Here is a 21,521-nt window from a genome sequence, read left to right on the forward strand (position 1 = left end):
GCGCAGCGCCCCCTGAGCCTGACCCGGTGCCGGTGCTCGTGCCGACGGACGTGTCGTTCGCACCGGGCGGCCGGTGCGCGCCCGCCGGCCCGGCCGACGCGGACGGGCACGGGCGGCGCCCGGCGGGTCCACGGGCGGAAGCGGAACGGGAGATACCCACAGGCAAGGAAGGGGGTGCGGGCCGGGTCTGAGAGAGTGGGGGCATGGGTGGAGCGAAGATCGGTGCGGACATGGGCGGCGGCCATGTCGTGGTGGTCGGAGGCGGGATCACCGGCCTCGCCGCGGCGTACCGCCTGCTCGGCAGGGGCGCGGCGGTGACGCTGCTGGAGGCCGGTCCGAGGCTGGGCGGCAAGCTGCTCGTCGGCGAGGTGGCGGGTGTGCGGGTGGATTTGGGCGCCGAGTCGATGCTGGCGCGGCGGCCCGAGGCCGTCGCACTGGCCCGCGAGACCGGGCTCGGCGACCGGCTCCGGACGCCCGCCACGGCCACCGCCGCGCTGTGGACCCGCGGTGCGCTGCGCCCCATGCCCAAGGGCCATGTGATGGGCGTGCCCGGTGATGCCGAGGCGCTCGCCGGGGTGCTCTCCGAGGAGGGCCTTCGCCGTATCGACCAGGACCGCACCCTGCCGCGCACCGAGGTCGGTGAGGACGTGGCCGTCGGCGAGTACGTCGCCCGCCGGCTCGGCCGGGAGGTCGTCGACCGCCTGGTGGAACCGCTGCTCGGCGGCGTCTACGCGGGCGACGCCTACCGCATCTCGATGCGGGCCGCCGTCCCCCAGCTCTTCGAGGCCGCCCGCGCCCACACCTCGCTCACGGAGGGCGTGCGCGAGATCCAGCGCCGGGCGGCCGGCCAACAGCGGCCGGGGCCCGTGTTCATGGGCATCGAGGGCGGTGTCGGCAGTCTGCCGGCGGCCGTGGCGGACGCGGTCCGGGCGCGCGGCGGCGAGATCCTGACCGGGGCGCCGGTCGTCGGCCTGCGCCGCACACCGCCCGGTGCGGGCGCGGGTTCCGGTGGCGCGGCCGCCGCCGGCGCAGATGCGGGGGGAGCGGCGACCGGCCGTTGGCGGATCACCGTCGGGGACCCAGCGGGCGGGCACTTCGGCCGCACCCTCGACGCCGACGCGGTCGTCCTCGCCGTGCCCGCCCCCGCGGCCGCCCGCCTGCTGGCCGCGGAGTCCCCGGCCGCGGCCGCCGAGCTGGGCGGTGTGGAGTACGCGTCGATGGCCCTGGTGACCCTCGCCTACCGCCGCGCCGAGGCGGCGCTCCCCGAAGGCAGCGGCTTCCTGGTGCCCCCGGTCGACGGGCACACCATCAAGGCGTCCACCTTCTCCGGGCAGAAGTGGTCCTGGGTCGCCGACGAGGACCCCGGCCTGCTGGTGCTGCGCACCTCCGTCGGCCGCCATGGCGAGGAGCGGATCCTGGAGCGCACGGACGCCGAGCTGGTGGCCGTCTCGCGCCGCGACCTGAGCGCCGCGACCGGCCTCGCCGCCGCCCCCGTCGCCTCCGTGGTCACCCGCTGGGACCAGGGCCTGCCGCAGTACCCGGTGGGCCACCAGGCGCGGGTGGCCCGGGTCCGCGACCAGCTCGCGGACCTTTCGGGACTCGTGGTGTGCGGTGCGGCCTACGACGGCGTGGGCATCCCGGCCTGCATCGCCAGCGCCCACGCCGCGGCGGACCGGCTCGCCGGAGACCACCGCGGCGCGGCGGAACTCGCCGCGCACCCGGTGCAGAGCCTGCACGGCGGCGCGGGAGAATAGCTCCATGAGTGCTGCTGCCCCCGATGCCCCCGAGCCCAGGACCCCCGAGCGGATCCCGAACGCCGGCAAGAAGGCCAAGGACCTCAACGAGGTCATCCGCTACACGCTGTGGTCCGTCTTCCGGCTGCGCGAGGCGCTGCCGGACGACCGCTCCGCGCACATCGCCGAGGTCGAGGAGCTGTTCGACCAGCTCGCCGCCAAGGACGTCACCATCCGCGGCACCTACGACGTCTCCGGACTGCGGGCCGACGCCGACCTGATGATCTGGTGGCACGCGGAGAGCTCCGACCAGCTCCAGGAGGCGTACAACCTCTTCCGGCGCACCCGGCTGGGCCGCGCCCTGGAGCCGGTGTGGTCGAACATGGCCCTGCACCGCCCCGCCGAGTTCAACCGCTCGCACATCCCCGCGTTCCTCGCCGACGAGACGCCCCGTGCGTATCTCAGCGTCTATCCCTTCGTGCGCTCCTACGAGTGGTACCTGCTGCCCGACGAGGAGCGCCGCACCCTGCTCGCCGACCACGGCAAGATGGCCCGCGGCTTCCCTGACGTGCGCGCCAACACGGTCGCGTCGTTCTCGCTCGGCGACTACGAGTGGATCCTCGCCTTCGAGGCCGACGAGCTGCACCGCATCGTCGACCTGATGCGCCATCTGCGCGGTTCCGAGGCGCGCCGGCACGTGCGCGAGGAGGTGCCGTTCTTCACGGGCCGCCGCAAGACCGTCGCCGACCTGGTGGCGGGCCTCGTCTGACGCGCCTGCCGCACCACGGGGAGCGAGGGCGCGTTGCCCGCGCCCGTTGTGCCTGCGTCCGCCGTGTCCCCGTCCGCCGTGTCCGGTCCGCGGCCGGCCGTGCACGCGCGGGGCGCACCTCCCGCCAAGGGCCGCCGGTCAGAAGGCCCTGGGTGGCGGATGGGGGGCGCAGGCGGTGTCCAGGGCCGGTGGCCGGCCGCGCAGCAGGTACGTCAGCACGGGGGTGTCGACGCAGGAGTTGCCGGCGCCCGCGATGATGTGCGAGCCCGCGCCCAGTTCGGTGACCAGCACGGACCCCGCGAGCCTGCGGTGCAGCTCCCGAGCCCCCGCGTACGGCGTGACCGCGTCCCGGCGGGCGGCCAGGACCAGTGTGGACGGCAGCGTCCCGGCGCCGGCGTGCACGTCCACGGGCCGGCGGCCGGGCGTGCTCCAGTGCGCGCACGGCAGATGCGTCCAGACGGTGTCCCAGGTCGCGAAGGGCGCCGTGCGGGCGAGACGGGCGGCGTCGCGGTCCCAGGCGCGCCAGGACCGGGGCCAGGGCGCGTCGTTGCACTCGACGGCCGTGTACACCGCCTGGGCGTTCTCCTGCTCCGCGGCCGCCGCCCCGATCGGTGCGGCCTGCCGGACCAGCGGGCCGGGATCGCCCTGCGCGTAGGCGGACAGCGCCGCGGCCCGCACCGGCCAGTAGTCGTCGTAGTGCGCGGCCTTGAGGAACGCCGCCTGCAACTGACCGGGGCCGACCGTGCCGCCGGCCGGCCGCGCGGCCAGCTCGCCGCGCACCCGCTCGTAACGGCGTGCCACCTGCGCTGCGGTCGTACCCAGGTGGTACCTCCCGTCGTGCGCCGCGACCCACGAGAGGAAGTCCGCCCAGCGGGTCTGAAGGGCCTTCGCCCGGGCGAGGGCGGCGCGGTACCACAGGGCGCCGGGTCCCGGGCCGACCGGCGAGTCGAAGACCATACGGCGCACGTGCGAGGGGAACAGGGAGGCGTAGACGGCGCCCAGGTAGGTGCCGTAGGAGGCGCCCACGAACGTCAGCCGGCGTTCGCCGAGGGCGGCGCGGAGCACGTCCAGATCGCGGGCGTTGGCGGCCGTCGTGTAGTGCCGCAGCGCCGTGCCCGCGCGCCGCGCGCAGCCCTCGGCGTACGCCTTGGCCTGTGTGTACCGCCGCCACCTGTACGCCGCGGACGGCCGCGGTGGCGCCTGCGTCGGCGCCGAGGCGAACTCCCGCGGATCCACACAGGACAGCGGCGCGTGACCGCCCACCCCGCGCGGTGCGTAGCCGACGAGGTCGTAGGCGGCCGCGACGGGCCTCCAGAAGGCGGCCATGTCCGGCATCAACGGGAAGTAGACGCCGGTGGCACCGGGGCCGCCCGCGCCGAACACAAGGGCGCCCTGCCGCGGGGTGCGGACCGTGCGGCCGGTGCGGCCACCGGGCGCGGCGGGGCCCGGGGCCCGGCCGCTCGCGGGGCGGCGGGCGACCGCGAGGGTGAGCTGCCGGCCGCGGGGGCGTGCGTAGTCGAGCGGCACGGTGACGGTGCCGCACCGGACAGGAGGATCCAGGTGCTCCTTGGGGCCGCAGTCCGCCCAGCGGATGCCCGTGGCCGCGGCACGACCGGCGGCGACGGCGGTGCCGCGGGCCTCGGCGCGGGCCCGGCCCGCCCCGCTCGCGTCCGGGCCGGGCGCGATGGCACCGCCCGCGGGGGCGGCGAGCCCGGCCGCCATGGCCAGGGCCCCGGTGCCGCCCAGCACAGCGGCCACGACTGCTCGCATCGCGCTCCCGATCCCCGTCGTCCGCAGCCGTCCGGTAGTGGACGGCCTTCCCTCGTCCGGTAGCCGTCTGCCGCCCGCCGACTCGTTGCCCGCCGTCTCGCCGTCTCGCCGTCGGTCGTCCGGCCGTCGGACCGGCGGTGAGCGGGGGAGGCCACGCGGAGCGACGACGGGCGACGGCGAGCAGCGGGAGCGGCGGAGATCCGCAGGGGCCGGCGGGCTCGGCGGCGACTGATGGACAAAGCGACTGATGAACAAATCGACTGAAAAGGATCATTAGGTCGCTGGGGGTGCTTGTAAAGCACCGGGGGGTGGTGTCGGGCGGACGGGACGGCAGCCGCCTGCCGGGGCGGGCCCCGCAGATCGGCCGGGGGCGGCCGGGCCCGCAGCGGGAGGCGGTCGCCGCGAGCGGCCTCAGACCCGCTGCAACGCCAGCCGTGCCGCCCGCACCATCCGGGCCACGGCACGCCCGGACGGCGGGTTCGGGCCGGAGCGCTCCAACCACCACGCCGTCAGCCTGCGCCGGGTCGCGGAGTCGTGCGGTCGCCCGGCGAGCAGCAGGTGTTCGGCGAAGTCGAGTGCGTCGCGCCGGTAGCCGCCGGTCATCGGCCGGGTGTGGGCGTACGACAGGAACGCGCTGCGGTAGGCGGCACCGAGGATCCCGGGCAGTTCGGGCGCCACCTTCGCCACGACGTCCGCGCGCTTGCCGGCCAGTGCCCGGCCCTGCAGAGCGAGCCGGCCGCGGTCGAACCCCTCGGGCACCGGCGTACCGGCCACCAGCGAGGAGAGCAGCGCGGCCTGTTCCAGCCCGAGCCGCTGCCGCGCGGGCTCGGTGGCGGACGTGGCGGACGTGGCGGCGGGCGCGGTGCCGGAGCCGGGGGTGCCGGACGGAGTGCTCCCCGGTGCCGTACCGGCGGCGGCCCGGGCCCGCGGCACGGTCGGCGTCCGAGGCGGCGCGACCCGCCCCGTCGTCGCGGCGGTGGGCGCCCCGGTCCTCGTGCCGGCCCCCGTACCGGCCCCCGGGGCTCCCACCGCCGCGCCCCCCGCGGCCGCTCGTGTCCCGTGAGCGGCCCCACCCCCCACTGTGGTCCGTACCGTCTGACGGTCCTTCGCCGCAGATCCCCGTGACACCGCCTGCGCCCCCTGCGGTGAGGCCGCCTGCGCCCTGTGAGGTGGGACCGGCTCGGCCTTCTGGGCCTTCTCGGCCGTCTCCGGCGGGAGAGATCCCCCACCTCCGCGAAGGGTGTGCTCGGCCGTGTCGCGCCGCGCCGGTCCGGTCGTGCGCCGCCCAACGGGCCCCGCCGTCGCGATGACCGCGCGGATCGCCCGCAGTTCCTCCTCCAGCTCGGCCGGGGCCGGGAAGTCCTCGTCGCGTTCCAGCAGGACGCCCGGCGGGACGGTCCGGGAGGCCAGGTCGGCGAGTACGTCGAGCACCGGCCGGGAGACCGGGTGGGCGTGGGTGTCGTGCCAGACGCCGTCGCGCTCGTGGCCGCCGGCCACGTGCACGTAGGCGATGGCCTCCACCGGCAGCTCGTCCAGCGCCTTCGCCGGGTCCTCGCCGCGGTTGACGTGGTTGGTGTGCAGGTTCGCCACGTCGATCAGCAGCCGCACACCCGTCCGCTCCACCAGCTCGGAGAGGAACTGGCCCTCCGTCAGCTCGTCGGCGGGCCATCCGAACAGGGCGGCGATGTTCTCCACGGCCAGCGGCACCGGCAGCGCGTCCTGGGCGATGCGGACGTTCTCGCAGAGCACCGCGAGCGCGTCGCGGGTGCGCGGCACCGGAAGCAGGTGACCGGCCTCCAGCCGCTGTGACGCGGTCAGTTCGCCGCCCGCTCTGACGAAGGCGATGTGCTCGGTGACCAACGGCGCCCGCAGGGCCTCGGCGCGCGCGGCAAGATCGGCGAGCCGTCGTGGATCCGGCCGCTCGGCGCCGCCCAGCCCGAGGCCGACCCCGTGCGGCACCACCGTGACGCCGCGCTCGCGCAGCCGCAGCAGGGGCTCGGGGAGGTGGTCCGGGCAGACGTTCTCCGCGACGGCCTCGACCCAGTCGATGCCCGGCATCCGCTCCACCGCCTCGGCGATCTCCGGCCGCCAGCCGATCCCGGTTCCCAGCCGCTCCATGCCCCCTCCTCCGTCCCGCCCCCGTACCACCGGCCCGCACGGCCCCCGCCGTGTCAGGGCGCCCCCGCGCCCGGTGCCGCGGCACCCCGGTTTCCCTGTGCCGTGCCGTTCTCATCACCAGGGTGCGGTGCCGCGAACCGTCCGCGGGCGCCTTCAGAGGAACATTTGAGCTTCGCGGGACCGGGCCGGGGTCCGCCGCGGCGGCGGTGGCCGCCCTGCGACGGCGTGGCGGCGTGACGCGTGCCGGCGCGGGGCAGTGCCTTTCGGTCGGCGGGTCGGCGGGTCGGCGGGTCGGCGGGTCGGCGGGCCTGCGGAGCCGGCGGAGCTGACGGGACCGACGGCGCGCCGCCCGCCCGGACCGGGCCGGCACCGGGGGCCCGCCATGCCCGGCGACGGGCCAGGGCCGACGGTGCGTCATGCCCGGCGACGGGTCACGCCCGACGGCTGCCGGACAGCTCCGCCACCCGGTGGTGCCCCTCGACCGCCACGGTGTCCCCGGGAGCGATCTCCGTGAAGCCCGCGTCATGCACCACGGGTCCGCCACCGGCCGTGACCGTGTGCCAGTGCGCGGGGTCCGCGGTGCGGACGGAGAGCGGGAAGCCGGCCGCGCGCCAGGTCCTGCGCTCCGCCTCCGACAGGTCCCACCAGGCGAGTTGCGCGCCGTGCCCGGCCTGCGCCATGGCCTTGCCAGCGGTCATGTCGACATGGGGACTTATCCACAGCACGGGTGCGCGGGGATCGGCGTCGGCCGGGGGTCCCGGGTCGTCCAACTGCGTGCCGGAGACCTGGAGCCGGGACAACTCCTTGGGCCAGCCGTCCAGCGGGACCGGCGGGAAGACCCGCACCTGTGCCGTCCCACCGGTGACCGTGATGCCGTCCAGCGCCTCCGCGCGGCGCCACTCGGCACCGCGCGCCCGGCGTACGACCTTGCGGATCCGGCCGTCCTGCCAGTTCCGCACGGCCTGCGCCCAGGGCCCCTCGCCGAGCGAGCGCGGGTCGCTCAGCATCACCAGCACGGCACGGGCCGCGGTCTCCAGCGCGTCGGTACGGGCCGGGGGAGCGGCCCGCTCGATCCGCACCACCATCGGCAGCACGAACTGCCGCGCCTCGTCGCGCACCGAACCGGCGTACGGCAACGGGCCGTCCTGGTCCGCGCCCTGCGGCGCCGCGCTGTCCGCACCGGAGTTCTCACTGGTCACGCGTCCAGTCTGCCAGGCGTTCCGGCAGCGGCCGCGGGCGCGTCCGGGCGCGGGCCCCCGTACGGTGCGGGAGTACGGGCCCCCTACGGTGCGGGAGTACGGGGCCCGGGCGCCGGCACGTGCGGCGCGACGGCACCGGCGCGGGCACTGCCACGGAGCCTGCCGCCGAGGCCCGCACCCGCGGCCCGCACCGGCTTGGCGCGGGCCGTTCCGGCCGCCAGGATGGGGCGCATGACGCGTTCGCACGCCGCGAAGCCCGGCTCCCGCGGGGGCGCGGGTCCCCGGATCCGCCTCCAGGGAGCAGGCCGGCGATACGGGCTGCGCGGTCCCTGGGTGCTGCGCGGGATCGACCTGGAGGTGCCCGCCGGGGCGCTGCTGCGCATCGACGGGGTGAACGGCAGCGGCAAGTCGACGCTGCTGCGGCTGCTCGCGGGCCTCGACGCCCCCAGCGAGGGCCGCGTCACGGGTCGGCCGCGCACGGCCTACGTTCCCGAGCGCTTCCCGGCCCGCCTGCCCTTCACCGCCGAGGGGTACCTGATCCACCTCGGCCGGGTGCACGGCCTCTCCCGCGAGGCCGCGGCGCGCGGCGCGGCGGGCTGGATGGAGCGCTTCGGCGCCGGGGAGCACCTGCGCACACCGCTGTCCGAGCTCTCCAAGGGCAGCAGCCAGAAGGTCGCCGTCAGCCAGGCGCTGCTCGCCGCCCCCGACCTGCTGCTGCTCGACGAGGCGTGGACCGGCCTGGACGCGGCGGCCCGCGCCGAACTGGACGGTGCCGTCCTGGAACGCAGGGCCGCGGGCTGCTCCGTCGTCTTCGTCGACCACGACCCGCGCCGCCTCGCCGGCCTGTCCGACGCCACGTACACCGTCGCGGGCGGCGCCCTGCGGCGATGTGCGGGCGCACCCGCAGCCCCGTCCGTCGGCATCGTGGCCCTCGCACCGCCGGGCACCGACCCCGCCGCCGGCCCGCCCACCGCACCGTTCCCGGTCGCCCCGGGCCCCTCGGGCGCCGTCCGCCTGACGGTGCCCGCCACCGACTCGGACGCCGTCCTGCGCGACCTGCTGACCACGCGGCCCGCGTGGCACGTGGTCTCGGTGACGCCGCTGCCCACCCCCGCCGACACCGCGCCACGGACCGGCGGCCCCCGCGTACCCGCCCCGCCGGACGCCACGGCGGCACCGGATTCCTGCGCCGCACCCGTGCGCCCCGTCCCACCGCCCGCCGCACCCGTACGCCCCGCACCGCCGCCCGCCGCACCGCCGCCCGCCTCGGCCCCGCACGCAGGCCCGCCGCCCGGCACCCCGTCCCGCGTGAGCGGATCCGCGGACGGAGGGACCGCGTGAGCGCCCTGCTCCACTACCACCTCGCCCTTCTGGTGCGCTCCCAGCGCTGGCTGCCGCCGGTCCTCCTCTACGCGGTCTTCCTCTGCGTCGGCATCAGATCGGGCCAGCCCGTGCTGGACAGCCTGGGCTTCGCGTCCGCCTGCGTGCTGCCCGTCGCCGCCTGGCTGGTGCACATCTGCGTCACCAACGAGCCGTCCGCGGCGCGCAACTGCGTGGCCGCGCCCGCCGGGTCGGCGCGGGCGCACCTCGCCTGTCTGCTGGTCGCGTTCTGCACGGCCGTGCTGCTCGGCACGGTGGCCGCCCTGCTCGTCACCGCCATCAGCGAGCCGGCGAGCAGCGACCACCAGGTGCCGGTGCCCCGACCCGCCGCCGGCTTCGCCGGCCTGCTCGCCATGCTGGCCTGCGCACTGCTGGGCACCGCGGTGGGGGCGCTGACGAGCAGGCCGCTGCTGCGCAGCACCGGCCGGGCCGTGCCGGCGCTGGTGCTCGCCGTGTTCCTGGCGCTGGTGCTGGCCGGCTCGCCGGCCCGCGAGGCCCTCACGGACATGGTGACCGGGTCCCAGGACGGCGCGGTCCGCATCCCGCTGCTGCCCTGCGCCACGGGCGCCGCCGCCGCTCTCGCCGCCACCGCCGTGGCGTGCGCGCTGACGAGCCGCAGGGACTGAGCGGCGCCCCCGGCCCCACGGTCCGGCCCGTACGCGGTCCGCCCCCGCGGCGCGTGCGGCCTCGCCCAGCGGCCGGGCGCCGCGCACGGCAACGTGCGGCGCGCACACCCCGGCCGGGCGGCCGCACACCCCGCCGGGTCGGCGACCGGTGGCACCGGCACCTCACCCGGAACAGGCCGTGCGCTCCGCCTCCTGCCACTCGCACACCGGGCACAGCGTGACCCCCGGGTGAGTCCTCGGGTACTCGGTGACGGCACGGCACAGTACGCACTCGGCGAACGGCGGCCCGGTCACGACGCCCGCACCCTCGGCCGCGGCATCCTCCTCAGCGGCGGCATCCGCCTCGGCAGCCGCACCTGCTCCGGCAGCGGGATCCGTTCCGGCGGTCGAAGCCGCGTCCGCGCCGCCCCCGGCCGCCTGCGCGCCCGTACCGCGCCGCGTCCGCGCGCTTGCTGCCCCGTACCCGTCCACCACTGCGTGCCCCTTCTCCCGGTTCGCCCGCAGGCGGTCACGGGGAATGTCCCGCATCCGTGGCCACGGGCGCAACGGCGCAGGTGCGGGCAGCCGCCGCGCCGCGGCACGCGCCGCGCGGGACCCCGTCGCCACCGCAGGCGGTCGGCCGGAACGGCAGCGACCGGTGCACGGGCCGGCGGCCGACGTGGGGCGACGGGGATCCGAGCGGCGGCACGGCCTCCCCGTACGGCGTCGCGCACCACCGGCTGTCCGGCACCCGGCGCTCAGCCCTCGGCCGGGAGGCGGGCGGCCGGGAGGACGGGCGCGCCGAGGTGCACGGCCTCACGGGTCAGGGCGCTGAGGCGGGACAGGGCGCGCAGGTACTTCTTGCGGTAGCCGCCGGTCCTCACCCGGTCGCCGAAGACCCGGTCCAGGGGCTCGCCGGAGGCCAGGACCGGGATCTCACGGTCGTACAGCCGGTCGGCGAGGACCACGAGACGCAGCGCCGCCGCCTCGTCGGGCACCGGCCGCACACCGGTGAGGCACAGGGCCGTGACCCCGTCGAGCAGTGCGCCGTACCGGCTCGGATGCAGATGGGCGAGGTGGTCGAGCAGACGTGGGAAGTCGTCGAGGCCGGCGCCGGGGAGGCGGTGCGCGGCCGCTGCGACCTGCTCCTCGGAGTACGGCGGCGGGGCCGCGGGCATACCGCGGTGGCGGTGGTCGGCTCCGTCGACGCGCAGCGTGCGGAAGCGTGCCGCAAGGCCCTGTATCTCGCGGCGGAAGTCCTCGGCCGCGAACCGTCCCTCGCCCAGCCTGTCGGGCAGGGTGTTCGAGGTGGCCGCGAGCGCCACACCGGCCGCGCCGAGCCCGTCGAGCAGGGACGAGACCAGGACGGTGTCGCCGGGGTCGTCGAGCTCGAACTCGTCGATGCACACCAGCCTGTGCCCGCTCAGGGCCCGCACCGTCCGCTGGAAACCGAGCGCTCCGGCGAGCTGCGTCAGCTCGGCGAAGGTGCAGAAGGCCTTGTGCTCGGGCGGTGCGGGAGCGGCGTGCCAGAGGGCGGCGAGCAGGTGCGTCTTGCCGACGCCGAAGCCGCCGTCCAGATAGACGCCGTCGCCACCGGTACGCCCTGCCCGCGCCCCGAACCAGCGGCGCCGGCCGGTCTGCCCGGCGCGCCCGCTCCCGAGCCCGGCGGCGAAGGCGGTGAGGGCCCGCACGGCCGCCGCCTGGCCCGGGGCGTCCGGGTCCGGGGCGTAGGTGTCGAAGCGCGCCGAGCCGAAGCGCGGCGGCGGCACCAGCCCGGCGATCAGCCGGTCCGCACCGACCTCCGGTGCGCGGGCGCACAGCGACACAGGCTGCACGGCGGAGCGGGAGCCGGGCCCGGCAGGGGCAGGAGACGATGACACGCTTCCCCAGCCTAAGCGCCGTGCGAGACTGCACGGCATGCGACGACTCTTCCCTGTGACCGAGGAGACACCAGGCAGGACGGGGCGTCGGGAGGCGAGGGAGCCGGGGGAGGGCGCCACCGCCCCCACGGCCGGGGCGGCCCCCGCGGCGGGGGACGGGGCGCGTTCGGGAGTGCGGGCGGCGCAGGAGGCGGAGGCCGCCTGGGGCGCGGGGCCTTCCGGCTCGACGGGAGCGGACGAGCGCGGCCTCGACTGGCTCGCCGAGGCGTACGCGTACCCGGAGCCCCTGGGCGCAGGCGGCACGACACAGCAGGGCCCGGCGCAGGACCGGGGCTCCGCACGGGACCGCGAGGCGGAGGGGAGCCCGGCGCAGGACCGCCCGGCGCAGGACCAGGGGCCCGCACGGGATCAGGGCCTCGCCCAGGGCGGGGGCGCCGCGCGCGGCACCTGGTGGCTGCGCGCCAACATGGTCGCCGGCCTCGACGGCGCGGGCGAGCACGGCGGCCGCTCGCAGCCCCTGTCGGGCCCCGCCGACATGCGCGTCTTCGGTGTGCTGCGGTCCCTGGCGGACGTGGTGATCGTGGGCGCGGAGACCGTACGGCGGGAGGGGTACCGGCCGGCGCGGGCACGCAGGGCCTTCGCCGAGCGCCGGGCCGCGGCGGGCCAGGCGCCCGCGCCCGCGATCGCCGTGGTCAGCGCCGGCCTGGACCTGGACTTCTCCCGGCCGCTGTTCACCGAGCCGCTGGTGCCGACCCTGGTCCTCACCGGGGAGGCGGCGCCCGCCGACCGGGTGGCCGCCGCACGTGCCGGGGGCGCGCAGGTGGTGATCGCCGGCTCGGGCGCCGGTGTGGTGCCGGAGCTGGTCGTGCGTGCGCTGGCGGCGCGCGGGTACCGGCGGATGCTGCTGGAGGGCGGGCCGCGGCTGCTCGGCCAGTTCGTGGCCGCGTCGGTGCTCGACGAACTCTGCCTGACGCTCTCCCCGGTCCTCACCGCCGGCCGGGCTCCGCGGATCGCGGAGGGCCCGGACATCGCGGTGCCCGACCGCCTCGAACTGGTATCCGTCCTTGAGGAGGACGGCTTCCTCTTCACGCGCTACCGGCGACAGGTGGACGCGCACGGGTCGTCATGCGCCGGCGCCCGGGCAATTCCATGAACGCAACGGTCGGAAGATGTCGACGGCCCCGGAAAAGTGATCGTGCCGACATACTCGAATTGGTGAGGACAGCGCGCGCGTTCCCCGCGGTCACCCTGCACCATTGATCGTACGAGCCGTATCAGTCGTGTCAGTCGTACTGCCTGAACCGGTTTCACCAGCCACTTCGGCCCCGCGCCCGGTCCGGTGCACACGAACAAGGGCCGTTCCGTTCTGCCGTCACCGGGCACACGGAAAGCCACCGCCCCGCGTGAGCCCAAGGGGCAGGATGGTTTCCGCAGGGTCCTGACGAGGGCGGGGCCCGAGGAGGAGAGGGGCGTCCGTCGTGTTCACGAGCGTACTGATGATCGAGAAGGCCCTGACATCCGCCGACGTGGATTTCGTCACCACCCTGCACGGGGACGAGGGCGTCTCCTTCCAGGTGATGCTGCAACCCCGCGGCGACCAGGCCGACCGCCTGCTGAGAGCCATCGACGACGTGGCGATGGGCGAGCTCGACGAGGCGGCGCACGAGCGCGCCACCCCGGCGGGCCGGGACGCCGAGGGCCAGGCGGAGCAGGCCCTGGAGGTCTCGCTGGCCGCGCTGCACGCGGCGGGCTGCGAGGCCGAGGGCCGGCTGATCGAGGAACATCCGCTGGACGCCCTGAAGTCGCTGGTCGAGGAGGCCGACGCAGACGAGGTGATCGTGCTGACCGATCCGCACTACGTGGAGGAGTTCTTCCACCGCGACTGGGCGTCGCGGGCCCGCCACAAGGTGGGCGTACCCGTGCTGAAGCTCTTCTCGCACAGCAAGGCGTAGGGCGGGTCCCCGCAGGCACCCCTCCGCGGGGCGGGCCCCTCCGCCCGGGACCCGGAGCGCCCCGCCGCCCCGCCGTCCGCCCCCCGCTCGGACGTCGGTACCGCTCGGACGCGTCCCCCTTGCAGCGCCGTCCGCGCATGCCGCGGGCCCCGGCCGGGCCCCGGAGGGCATAGGCTGGCCCCGCCCGCGGGCGTCACGCGTGCGGGCAGCGACCACGGCGGCCCCCTCGGCCCCGGCCGTCCGGCGGGCGCCCGGCGGCCCCCGGCCTCCCCGCCGTTCCACCGTCCACACGCGCACGCACCTGGGAGAGACACGCATGGCACCCGGCCTTCCTGCCGCGATGACCCGACCGCACTTCATCGGCATCGGCGGCGCCGGAATGTCGGGCATCGCGAAGATCCTCGCCCAGCGCGGCGCGGCCGTCGCGGGCAGTGACGCACGCGCCTCCGCCACCGTGGCCGCCCTGCGCGAGCTGGGCGTGAGCGTGCACATCGGGCACGCCGCGCAGCACCTCGCTGCGGACGCGAGCTGCGTCGTCGTGTCCTCGGCGATCCGGCCGGACAACCCTGAGCTGGTTCGAGCCGCCGAGCTGGGCATCCCGGTCGTGCACCGCTCGGACGCGCTCGCCTCGCTGATGCAGGGCCTGCGGCCGCTGGCCGTCGCGGGCACCCACGGCAAGACGACGACCACCTCGATGCTCGCCGTGTCCCTGACGTCCCTGGGCCTCGACCCGTCCTACGCCATCGGCGGCGACCTGGACGCCCCCGGCTCCAACGCCCACCACGGCAAGGGCGAGATCTTCGTCGCCGAGGCGGACGAGAGCGACCGCAGCTTCCACAAGTACGCTCCCGAGGTCGCCGTCGTCCTGAACGTCGAGCTCGACCACCACGCGAACTACGCGTCCATCGAGGAGATCCACGAGTCCTTCGCGACCTTCGCGGCCCGGATCACCGACGGCGGCACACTGGTCGTCTCCGCGGACCACGAGGGCGCGCGGGAGCTGGTGCGGCGGCTGCCCGAGGGCCTGCGGGTGGTGACCTACGGCGAGGCCGCCGACGCGGACGTGCGCGTGCTGTCCGTGCAGCCGCAGGGCCTGCGCAGCGAGGTGACCGTGCTGTTGGACGGCGCCAAGCTGACGTTCACCGTCTCGGTCCCCGGGCGGCACTACGCGCTCAACGCCGTGGCCGCCCTCGCCGCGGGCGTGGCCCTCGGCGTCCCGGCCGCCGACCTCGCCGCCGCGCTGGGCACCTACACCGGGGTCAAGCGCCGCCTCCAGCTCCAGGGCGAGGAGGCCGGCGTGCAGGTCATCGACTCCTACGCGCACCACCCCACCGAGATGACCGCCGACCTGGAGGCGATCCGCGGCGCGGCGGCGGACGGCCGCATCGTCGTGCTCTTCCAGCCGCACCTCTTCTCCCGCACCCAGCAGCTCGGCACCGAGATGGGCACCGCACTCGCCCTCGCTGACGCCTCCGTGGTGCTCGACATCTATCCGGCCCGCGAGGACCCGATCCCCGGCGTCACCAGCGAGCTGATCATCGACGCGGCCCGGGCGGCCGGCGCGGACGTGACCGCCGCGCACGGCGGGGAAGCGGCCGTCGACCTCGTCGCGGGAATGGCGAAGCCCGGTGATCTCGTTCTCACCATGGGCGCGGGTGACGTCACGGAGCTCGGGCCCGGGATCCTTTCCCGTCTGTCGTCTCTGTCGAAGTGAGGGGCCGAACCACCATGGCGTACGACATCGAGAAGCCGGACCAGCAGTGGCGCGCGGAGCTGACCCCTGCCGAGTACGCGGTACTGCGCCAGGCAGGCACGGAGCCCGCCTTCACGGGCGAGTACACCGACACCAGGACCAAGGGCGTGTACTCCTGCCGCGCCTGCGGAGCGGAGCTGTTCACCTCCGGTGAGAAGTTCGAGTCGCACTGCGGCTGGCCGAGCTTCTACGATGCACGCAACTCCGACGCGGTAGAACTTCTGGAAGATCGTTCGCATGGGATGGTCCGCACGGAGGTCCGCTGCGCCCGTTGCGGCTCCCATCTGGGTCACCTCTTCGAGGGTGAGGGGTATCCGACGCCCACGGACCAGCGGTACTGCATCAACTCGATCTCGCTGCGTCTGGAGCAGGACGAGGAGCAGTAGATCGGCATCGCTGCCGGTGACTCGTCTCTGGCCCCAGATTCGAGTTCCCGGCAGGAGCCACAAAACATGGCTGGTTGTGCGCGGGGTGCTGACCTGCGGATTTGTGTCACGGTCTCCGTTGAGGGGCGGAGTCGTTTGGCGCCGCTAGCTCCGAACGCGAAGGACTACTGAGGTTGAACTTGTGGAGTCGTAAGGGCTGACGGCTCGTCGCCTGTGCGGTATCACCGAGGCATGCGGTATCCACAAGGGGGCGGGCTGACGGCCGAACGTCAGAAGTTCCGCGAGGCGTTACGGCTCAAGGCAGCCGAGCGGTTCGCCCAGGGCGAGGCGAGCTCGGTGATCGCCAAGGACCTGCGGGTCAGCGTCCGCTCGGTGCAGCGGTGGCGGCGGACGTGGGACGAGAGCGGCCCGCGGGCTCTGCGATCGCAGGGACCGGCGTCGCTGCCGAGGCTGAGCGAGAAGCAGTTCGCCCAGCTGGAGGCTGAGTTGGCCAAGGGGCCGGCCGCGCACGGCTGGGAGGACCAGCGCTGGACGCTCGCGCGGATCAAGACGCTGATCGGCCGACGCTTCCACCTGACCTACACCGTCCAGGGCGTGCGGAAGCTGCTGGTGCGCAACGGCTGGTCCTGCCAGGTCCCGGCCCGCCGCGCGGTCGAGCGGGACGACGAGGCGGTGGCCGGGTGGGCCAAGGAGGTGTGGCCCTGCGCGGAAGGCTCGCGGCGGTAAGTGGAGCCTGGCTGGTCTTCGAGGACGAAGCCGGATTCTCCATGACGCCGCCGCAGTCGAAGACCTGGTCGCCACGCGGCCGGACACCGGTGGTGCGGGTTCGGGGCCGGTCCCGCAGACGGGTGTCCATCGCGGCACTGACCTGCTACAAACCCGGCCATCGGTCCAGGCTGATCTACCGGCCCCGCCGGGACGACGGCCGACGCGACGGCCGCAAGAGCTTCTCCTGGCGCGACTACCGCGATCTGCTGCTCACCGCCCACCAGCAGCTCGGCGGCCCGGTCGTTCTCATCTGGGACAACCTCAACGTCCACAAAGCCGCCGGCCTGCGGGAATGGGCCGCGGCCCGGGACTGGCTCACCATCTACTACCTGCCGCCCTACGCACCCGGCCTCAACCCCGTCGAAGGGATCTGGTCCCTCCTGCGACGCGGCTGGCTCTCCAACGTCGCCTTCCACACTCCCGAACACCTCATCCAGCGCATCCGACGTGGCTTACGGCACATCCAGTACAGCAGCCACCTCATAGACGGCTGCCTCGCCGAGACCGGCCTGACCACCAGACCCGCCTGAGCAGCGACACGACATCACGAGTTCAACCTCAGTAGCCGGTGCGGGTGGTGGTCGCCGCGATGCTGTTCACGATGACGTCGTGGCTGGTCAGCGGGCGGCCGCGCCAGTTCATGGAAATGTGGGAGAACAGCCGGTGCTCGATCTTGTTCCACTTCGAGGTGCCCGGCGGCATGTGGCAGACCGTGATCTTTAAGTGCGTCTCGGCGGCCAGGGCGGCGAGTTCGGTCTCCCAGGCGCGGGTGCGGTAACCGTTGGACCCGCCTGCATCCGCGGTGATCAGCAGACGGGTGGCGGCCGGGTATCTTGGTCAGATGGTCTCACCGGGACGATTCCGCTCGGAAGCGGCCTTCGCCTCCTTCGCTGGTGTTTCGCTGATCCCTGCCTCGCCCGGGCTGACCAACCGACACCGTCTCAACCGCAGCGGCGACCGGCAGCTCAACTGGGCCATGCACACGATCACCCTGATCCGGATGCGGATCGATCCCACTACGAAGACGTACGTCGCACGCAAGATCGTCGAAGGGAAGACCTCCCGTGATGCTCAGCGATGCCTCAAGCGGGTGATCTGTCGCCAGATCTTCAAGATCTTTGAGCGCGCCGACCGGAACCGATTCGCCAACGTCGAAGAACTCGCTCAAGCGGCTTGACATGACATAGCAGCCTCGGGGGACACCGAGGTGCAGGGCCGTCGTCGTGCTGGACGTGACGAACAGGCCGAGCCCGACAGCGTCGGCAGTCAGCATCGTCGATCTGAGCCGTGTGGCTTGGGGATGGCACCAGAAGACCGAAACAGAGACGACGGCCGCACCACGAGAAAGGGCCATCTCTCGAAAACAGTGGGCGGATGCACGCCGAGCATAATGTCCCGGATTACCCCGCCGCCCAGTACGGTAGTCACGCCGAACACGTCCAACTGGCTGCGCAGGGCCACCAAGGCCCCCGAAGTCGCGAACACGCCGACCGCGACCAACTGCAAGACTTCGATCATCGCGTCAGCCCGTCATGGCTGCTACCACGCGGGACCTCTCCCTGACGCGCTTGCCTTGGTCATACGAGGAAGGCGGGCTCGGCCACCCTCTCCTGAAGAGCGTGTGTCGCTGTCCCCGGCCGGGCCCGGCGCAACGGGTGGGCCCCGAGGCCTGCCGCGAACGAGTTGGCCCAACCTGTCGCGGTGACGGTGCTGCGCGGCACTCCGTAGTGTGCCCGTCTCGTCCACCGGTCTCGGCCAAGGAACGGGGCGGCGCTGAATCCGTGAGTCAGGCGCCGGACAGCTCGTGAACTCTCCGTGTGCTTCGCGCAGGCGTGAAGGAACGCGGAGTCCAGGCCGACCGATCAAGAAGGTTGACGCACGGCACACGTGAACGAGACCGGCTCGGGTGAGGAACATCGTCACGGCGACATGGGGGAGGCGCGGTGGGCCTTGAGTGCGGGAGGACCGGTCACCATGATCACGTTATCTCGCCCGGGGTGTCGCGTCTCCGTTGACGCGGTTGTCGACGTGGCCCTGATGGACTGACGTTGGCAGGACGGCACGCAGCCTGATTTCAGAGTGAGAATTCAAAAACCGTGGCCTGGGTTCGGTTCTGTCGGCCGAGGATCCATGCTGGGTACAGGTAGCTCCGGATGAGTATATACAGGAAAGAACGATTCGAACTTCCCGCCGAGGGGCTCCTCTCTGGGACTTCGAAAAGGATCCTAGAGTTCGTGGTGGGGAGGGATATATTTCGGTGGAATGTGAGAGGATCGGAGCTTTCGATACCGGCGAAGACCGTAGGACCTTCGACGGTCGAAATGAATCTGATCGCGGCGCGGACCACGTTCTTCGAGATCGCGGCTCCGGGACGTGCAGTCACGATCGTGCGTACGAGGACGGATGGCGCATGCGCGAGTGCACTGTTCGGAGTTGTCCCACTGGCTGGTTCGGTGTGGCTTGCACGGGGTGGTCGAGAACGGCTAGTAATTCCCGGTCAATGGACGCTCTGTTCGTCGACGCATTCTGTCACGTTTCGCTGTGCGGCCGACTCACGAGTATTCTTCGTGTTCCTTCGATGGGGCGCACGGGCGCTTCCCGTGAGGACGGTCAGGGCCCGGATGTACACCGCCCTGGACAGTAGAGGCGTGGGTGAGCTGCTCGCGCAACACTTGGAGGCGACCATGGACATGGCGGCACGCTTGAGTGACGCGTCGCTGGCCGCCGCTGCGGACGTCGCCGGAGATTTGCTCCAGGCGACGCTGTTGGAGTCGCCCGGGAAAGAGTATGCGGGTTTTCGCACGCGGCTCGACACGTACATCGAGTCGCATCTGGGGGATCCAGAGTTGAGTCCGAAAGTGGTGGCGGCTGCGCACGCGATCTCCGTTCGGACGCTCTACCGGATTTTCGGCGAATCCGGCGAGGGTGTAAGCAAATACATCAGCGATCGGCGTCTAGATCGATATCGTTCCGATATCCTGTCCAATCCCGATCTGAATCTGGCAGCCGCAGGAGCCCGATGGGGGCTGCCAGATTCGAAGCATCTGTCGAGAAAGTACAGGTCTCGGTTCGGTGAGTCGCCGAGTGAAACGAGGAGTCGACTGGCATCTGCGAGAGGCGGACACGCACGGGTCCATCATGAAGAAAGCGACACCGGTACACTCGGGGCCAGGGAGCCCTTCGTCCAACGTCTTCCGGCAGCTTCTAGACCTCAGAATGTCCGGGCACCTGACCGATTCTCACACATGCTGCCGGCCAGCTGCTGAAAGAACGGGCTCAGGACCTTGGCTGGATGCAGAAATGGAACCATTTTCGAGAATATATTTGCCTATCTGTGTAAGAGCTGCTAACACAATGAGCGGATCTGGCGCAGGGTGATCAGGCGGCAGGCGAGTTTGAGGAACGCTTCGTGGATGTCGGCTCGTCGTTCCCAGCGGGCTCGAAGGCGTCGGAAGCCATGTAGCCAGGCGAAGCTACGTTCCACCACCCATCGGTAGACGCCCAGGCCGCTGCCGTGAGGTGTGCCTCGGCGGGCGATCACCGGCAGGATCCCGCGGGCACGGACCTGGTCCCGGTAGATGTTGTGGTCGTAGCCGCGGTCGGCGAAGACGGACTGCGGCTTTCGACGAGGTCGGCCACGTCGACCACGGACTGGTGGGATGGCATCGAGGAGCGGCAGCAGTTGGGTGACGTCGTTGCGGTTACCGCCGGTGAGGATGATTGCCAGCGGGGTGCCGTGGCCATCGGTGATCAGGTGGTGCTTGGAGCCGGCCCTGCCCCGGTCGACCGGCGACGGGCCCGTCGCGAGCCCCCTTTTCGGAGCGGCTGCCGATCGGGGGACCAAGCTGGCGGACAGGGCTCTCGTGCCGTTGAGGGAGGTGTTCGGCGTGTCAGCTCAGCAGCACAGGATCCCTGTTGGTTCCCTACCCTGCCGCACTCGACCTCCCGCACACCCTGGTTGAGTGGATCACGGTGCTCATCGTCACCCGTGAGGGTGGCAGGCGCTGCAAACTCCCGCCGCACCGGCGCGCACTCGTCGCGCTGGTGTACCTGCACCGCCACGACACCCTCGCCCGGATCGCGGCCGGCTTCGGGATATCCGTCGGCACCGCCCACGCCTACGTCACCACCGTCACGGGCCTACTCGCCGACCGGGCCCCGGGCCTGCTGAAGACGCTGCGCGAGCACGGTCCCGAGTTCGTCCTTCTGGACGGCACCCTCGCCGAGCGCGACCGCGTCGGCGGCAGCCGCGCTGATTACTCCGCCAAGCACCGCCGCCACGGCGTGAACGTCCAGGTCGTAACCGATCCGATCGGCGAGGTTCTGTGGATCTCGTCCGCGCTGCCGGGCCGCACCCACGATCTGACCGCGGCCCGCACCCTCAAGATCATCCAGATCTGCGAACGCCAGGGTGTCCCCGTCCTCGCCGACCGCGCCTACACCGGTGCCGGCCTGCACGTCACCACTGGCCTGAGACGTCCGCCCGGCGGGGAACTCACCCCCACCCAGCGCACCGTGAACCGCGCCCTCGCCCAGACCCGAGCTCCCGTCGAACGCGGCATGGCGCGACTGAAGTCCTGGCAGATCTTCCGCCGAAGCCGCTGCAGCCCGAGCCGCATGACTGTCATCGCCGCCGCGGTCCTCACCCTGGAGAGGCAACGCTGAAAAGGCGCACTCGTCGGCCCGGAACTAGCGCCGGGCCATCACCCGCCGCGGTTCGTCGGCCGCGATGCGCAGCGTAGGGGCAGTACCACGAACGCCGAGCCGACGCCGATCACCTTGGCAGAAACAGGAGACCGCCGCTGGCGAGCGGTCGACCCCATGAACGGTGCGCGAGGCGGGGTCGCCGGGAACGCCACTGAGAACGGGCAGGCAGAACTCGATGCCGCGAACCACCCGCGCTTGATGTCAGACGACGTACCCAGCGTCCGCGTCCGGCGTCGGAGGGGCGTTCCGCCGCCGCCAGATGGCCAGCACCCTGATGACCACGACGACCACCGACCCCACCGCCGCGACCGGGCCGGCTGGCAATCCCCACCGATCCCCGGCCACCATCACCAGCCCCTCAGCGAGCGCGGCCAGCGCGTAGACATCGTGCCGGAGAGCCAGAGGGATCTCGCGCAACAGCGGTGGCGGCGCGGACGTCGGCGAGCCAGTCATCCGTGGGCTCTGCCGTGTCGACTCGCGCCGCCACGGCGTCGACCACGA

Annotated in this window: 17 protein-coding genes and 3 pseudogenes; 12 read left to right on the forward strand and 8 right to left on the reverse strand. The window is 73.5% G+C overall.

Annotated elements, in window-relative coordinates; all coding sequences use genetic code 11:
* The first annotated feature begins 203 nt into the window (after positions 1-203).
* Together hemG and hemQ are read left to right on the forward strand one after the other, a co-directional pair.
* Positions 204-1,754: a protoporphyrinogen oxidase gene (gene hemG, locus IE313_RS24745; protein WP_189935871.1), complete on the forward strand. Its 1,551-nt coding sequence runs from the start codon at positions 204-206 to the stop codon at positions 1,752-1,754.
* 4 nt (positions 1,755-1,758) lie between these two features.
* Positions 1,759-2,502, forward strand: coding sequence for a hydrogen peroxide-dependent heme synthase (hemQ, locus tag IE313_RS24750; RefSeq protein ID WP_189935872.1), 744 nt, complete (start codon positions 1,759-1,761; stop codon positions 2,500-2,502).
* 138 nt (positions 2,503-2,640) lie between these two features.
* Here hemQ and IE313_RS24755 read toward each other — a convergent pair whose 3' ends face one another.
* From IE313_RS24755 to IE313_RS24765, 3 genes are all read right to left on the reverse strand, one after another.
* Complete coding sequence (locus IE313_RS24755) at positions 2,641-4,272, reverse strand: alpha/beta hydrolase (protein ID WP_189935874.1); 1,632 nt, start codon at positions 4,270-4,272, stop codon at positions 2,641-2,643.
* 411 nt (positions 4,273-4,683) lie between these two features.
* Positions 4,684-6,390: an MbnB/TglH/ChrH family RiPP precursor modification enzyme gene (locus IE313_RS24760; protein ID WP_189935875.1), complete on the reverse strand. Its 1,707-nt coding sequence runs from the start codon at positions 6,388-6,390 to the stop codon at positions 4,684-4,686.
* Between the two features lie 431 nt (positions 6,391-6,821).
* Complete coding sequence (locus IE313_RS24765) at positions 6,822-7,526, reverse strand: peptidyl-tRNA hydrolase (RefSeq protein ID WP_189935909.1); 705 nt, start codon at positions 7,524-7,526, stop codon at positions 6,822-6,824.
* A gap of 294 nt (positions 7,527-7,820) precedes the next feature.
* Here IE313_RS24765 and IE313_RS35450 point away from each other — a divergent pair, with 294 nt between their 5' ends.
* Positions 7,821-8,930 (forward strand): ABC transporter ATP-binding protein, encoded by a 1,110-nt coding sequence (locus tag IE313_RS35450; RefSeq protein ID WP_308439212.1) that lies wholly within the window; start codon positions 7,821-7,823, stop codon positions 8,928-8,930.
* A complete protein-coding gene (locus IE313_RS35455; protein WP_229924917.1) occupies positions 8,927-9,595 on the forward strand; it encodes an ABC transporter in 669 nt (222 codons plus the stop codon). The genes IE313_RS35450 and IE313_RS35455 overlap by 4 nt, the downstream gene beginning before the upstream one ends.
* A gap of 737 nt (positions 9,596-10,332) precedes the next feature.
* Here IE313_RS35455 and zapE read toward each other — a convergent pair.
* Positions 10,333-11,454: a cell division protein ZapE gene (gene zapE, locus IE313_RS24775; RefSeq protein ID WP_229924918.1), complete on the reverse strand. Its 1,122-nt coding sequence runs from the start codon at positions 11,452-11,454 to the stop codon at positions 10,333-10,335.
* A 37-nt stretch (positions 11,455-11,491) separates the two neighbouring features.
* On the opposite strand from zapE, the gene IE313_RS24780 reads away from it, so the two are divergent.
* From IE313_RS24780 to IE313_RS36635, 5 genes are all read left to right on the forward strand, one after another.
* Positions 11,492-12,607 (forward strand): dihydrofolate reductase family protein, encoded by a 1,116-nt coding sequence (locus tag IE313_RS24780; RefSeq protein ID WP_189935879.1) that lies wholly within the window; start codon positions 11,492-11,494, stop codon positions 12,605-12,607.
* Between the two features lie 325 nt (positions 12,608-12,932).
* A complete protein-coding gene (locus IE313_RS24785) occupies positions 12,933-13,406 on the forward strand; it encodes a putative universal stress family protein (RefSeq protein WP_189935880.1) in 474 nt (157 codons plus the stop codon).
* A 316-nt stretch (positions 13,407-13,722) separates the two neighbouring features.
* Entirely contained in the window at positions 13,723-15,120 is a 1,398-nt protein-coding gene (gene murC / locus IE313_RS24790; protein WP_189935882.1) for a UDP-N-acetylmuramate--L-alanine ligase, read from the forward strand.
* Between the two features lie 14 nt (positions 15,121-15,134).
* Positions 15,135-15,545 (forward strand): peptide-methionine (R)-S-oxide reductase MsrB, encoded by a 411-nt coding sequence (msrB, locus tag IE313_RS24795; protein ID WP_189935883.1) that lies wholly within the window; start codon positions 15,135-15,137, stop codon positions 15,543-15,545.
* 231 nt (positions 15,546-15,776) lie between these two features.
* Positions 15,777-16,843 (forward strand): IS630 family transposase gene (locus IE313_RS36635; protein WP_444546256.1). Its coding sequence is split into 2 segments (ribosomal slippage): positions 15,777-16,220 and positions 16,223-16,843, totalling 1,065 coding nucleotides; the frame shifts between segments, so codons are not numbered across the junction.
* Positions 16,844-16,877: 34 nt separating this feature from the next.
* On the opposite strand, the pseudogene IE313_RS24810 reads toward IE313_RS36635, so the two are convergent.
* Positions 16,878-17,144, reverse strand: a pseudogene (locus IE313_RS24810) (ISAzo13-like element transposase-related protein); the annotation flags it as partial.
* A gap of 10 nt (positions 17,145-17,154) precedes the next feature.
* Here IE313_RS24810 and IE313_RS24815 point away from each other — a divergent pair.
* Entirely contained in the window at positions 17,155-17,490 is a 336-nt protein-coding gene (locus IE313_RS24815; RefSeq protein ID WP_229924920.1) for a transposase, read from the forward strand.
* Between the two features lie 89 nt (positions 17,491-17,579).
* Here IE313_RS24815 and IE313_RS36455 read toward each other — a convergent pair whose 3' ends face one another.
* Positions 17,580-17,831 (reverse strand): trimeric intracellular cation channel family protein, encoded by a 252-nt coding sequence (locus tag IE313_RS36455; protein WP_189935888.1) that lies wholly within the window; start codon positions 17,829-17,831, stop codon positions 17,580-17,582.
* 803 nt (positions 17,832-18,634) lie between these two features.
* On the opposite strand from IE313_RS36455, the gene IE313_RS24825 reads away from it, so the two are divergent.
* A complete protein-coding gene (locus IE313_RS24825; protein WP_229924926.1) occupies positions 18,635-19,579 on the forward strand; it encodes a helix-turn-helix domain-containing protein in 945 nt (314 codons plus the stop codon).
* An 80-nt stretch (positions 19,580-19,659) separates the two neighbouring features.
* Here the strand turns inward: IE313_RS24825 and IE313_RS24830 are convergent.
* Positions 19,660-20,136, reverse strand: a pseudogene (locus tag IE313_RS24830) (IS5 family transposase); the annotation flags it as partial.
* A 92-nt stretch (positions 20,137-20,228) separates the two neighbouring features.
* Here IE313_RS24830 and IE313_RS24835 point away from each other — a divergent pair.
* Positions 20,229-20,978 (forward strand): transposase family protein, encoded by a 750-nt coding sequence (locus tag IE313_RS24835; RefSeq protein WP_189935891.1) that lies wholly within the window; start codon positions 20,229-20,231, stop codon positions 20,976-20,978.
* Between the two features lie 243 nt (positions 20,979-21,221).
* On the opposite strand, the pseudogene IE313_RS24840 reads toward IE313_RS24835, so the two are convergent.
* Positions 21,222-21,521, reverse strand: a pseudogene (locus tag IE313_RS24840) (hypothetical protein); the annotation flags it as partial.

It is taken from the genome of Streptomyces sulfonofaciens (assembly GCF_014656295.1).
Lineage (GTDB): Bacteria > Actinomycetota > Actinomycetes > Streptomycetales > Streptomycetaceae > Streptomyces > Streptomyces sulfonofaciens.

Coding starts and splice junctions, on each gene's coding strand:
- hemG (WP_189935871.1), top strand. CDS start 204: ATGGGTGGAGCGAAGATCGGTGCGGACATGGGCGGCGGCCATGTCGTG.
- hemQ (WP_189935872.1), top strand. CDS start 1,759: ATGAGTGCTGCTGCCCCCGATGCCCCCGAGCCCAGGACCCCCGAGCGG.
- IE313_RS24755 (WP_189935874.1), bottom strand. CDS start 4,272: ATGCGAGCAGTCGTGGCCGCTGTGCTGGGCGGCACCGGGGCCCTGGCC.
- IE313_RS24760 (WP_189935875.1), bottom strand. CDS start 6,390: ATGGAGCGGCTGGGAACCGGGATCGGCTGGCGGCCGGAGATCGCCGAG.
- IE313_RS35450 (WP_308439212.1), top strand. CDS start 7,821: ATGACGCGTTCGCACGCCGCGAAGCCCGGCTCCCGCGGGGGCGCGGGT.
- IE313_RS24780 (WP_189935879.1), top strand. CDS start 11,492: ATGCGACGACTCTTCCCTGTGACCGAGGAGACACCAGGCAGGACGGGG.
- murC (WP_189935882.1), top strand. CDS start 13,723: ATGGCACCCGGCCTTCCTGCCGCGATGACCCGACCGCACTTCATCGGC.
- msrB (WP_189935883.1), top strand. CDS start 15,135: ATGGCGTACGACATCGAGAAGCCGGACCAGCAGTGGCGCGCGGAGCTG.
- IE313_RS24815 (WP_229924920.1), top strand. CDS start 17,155: ATGGTCTCACCGGGACGATTCCGCTCGGAAGCGGCCTTCGCCTCCTTC.
- IE313_RS36455 (WP_189935888.1), bottom strand. CDS start 17,831: ATGATCGAAGTCTTGCAGTTGGTCGCGGTCGGCGTGTTCGCGACTTCG.
- IE313_RS24825 (WP_229924926.1), top strand. CDS start 18,635: ATGAATCTGATCGCGGCGCGGACCACGTTCTTCGAGATCGCGGCTCCG.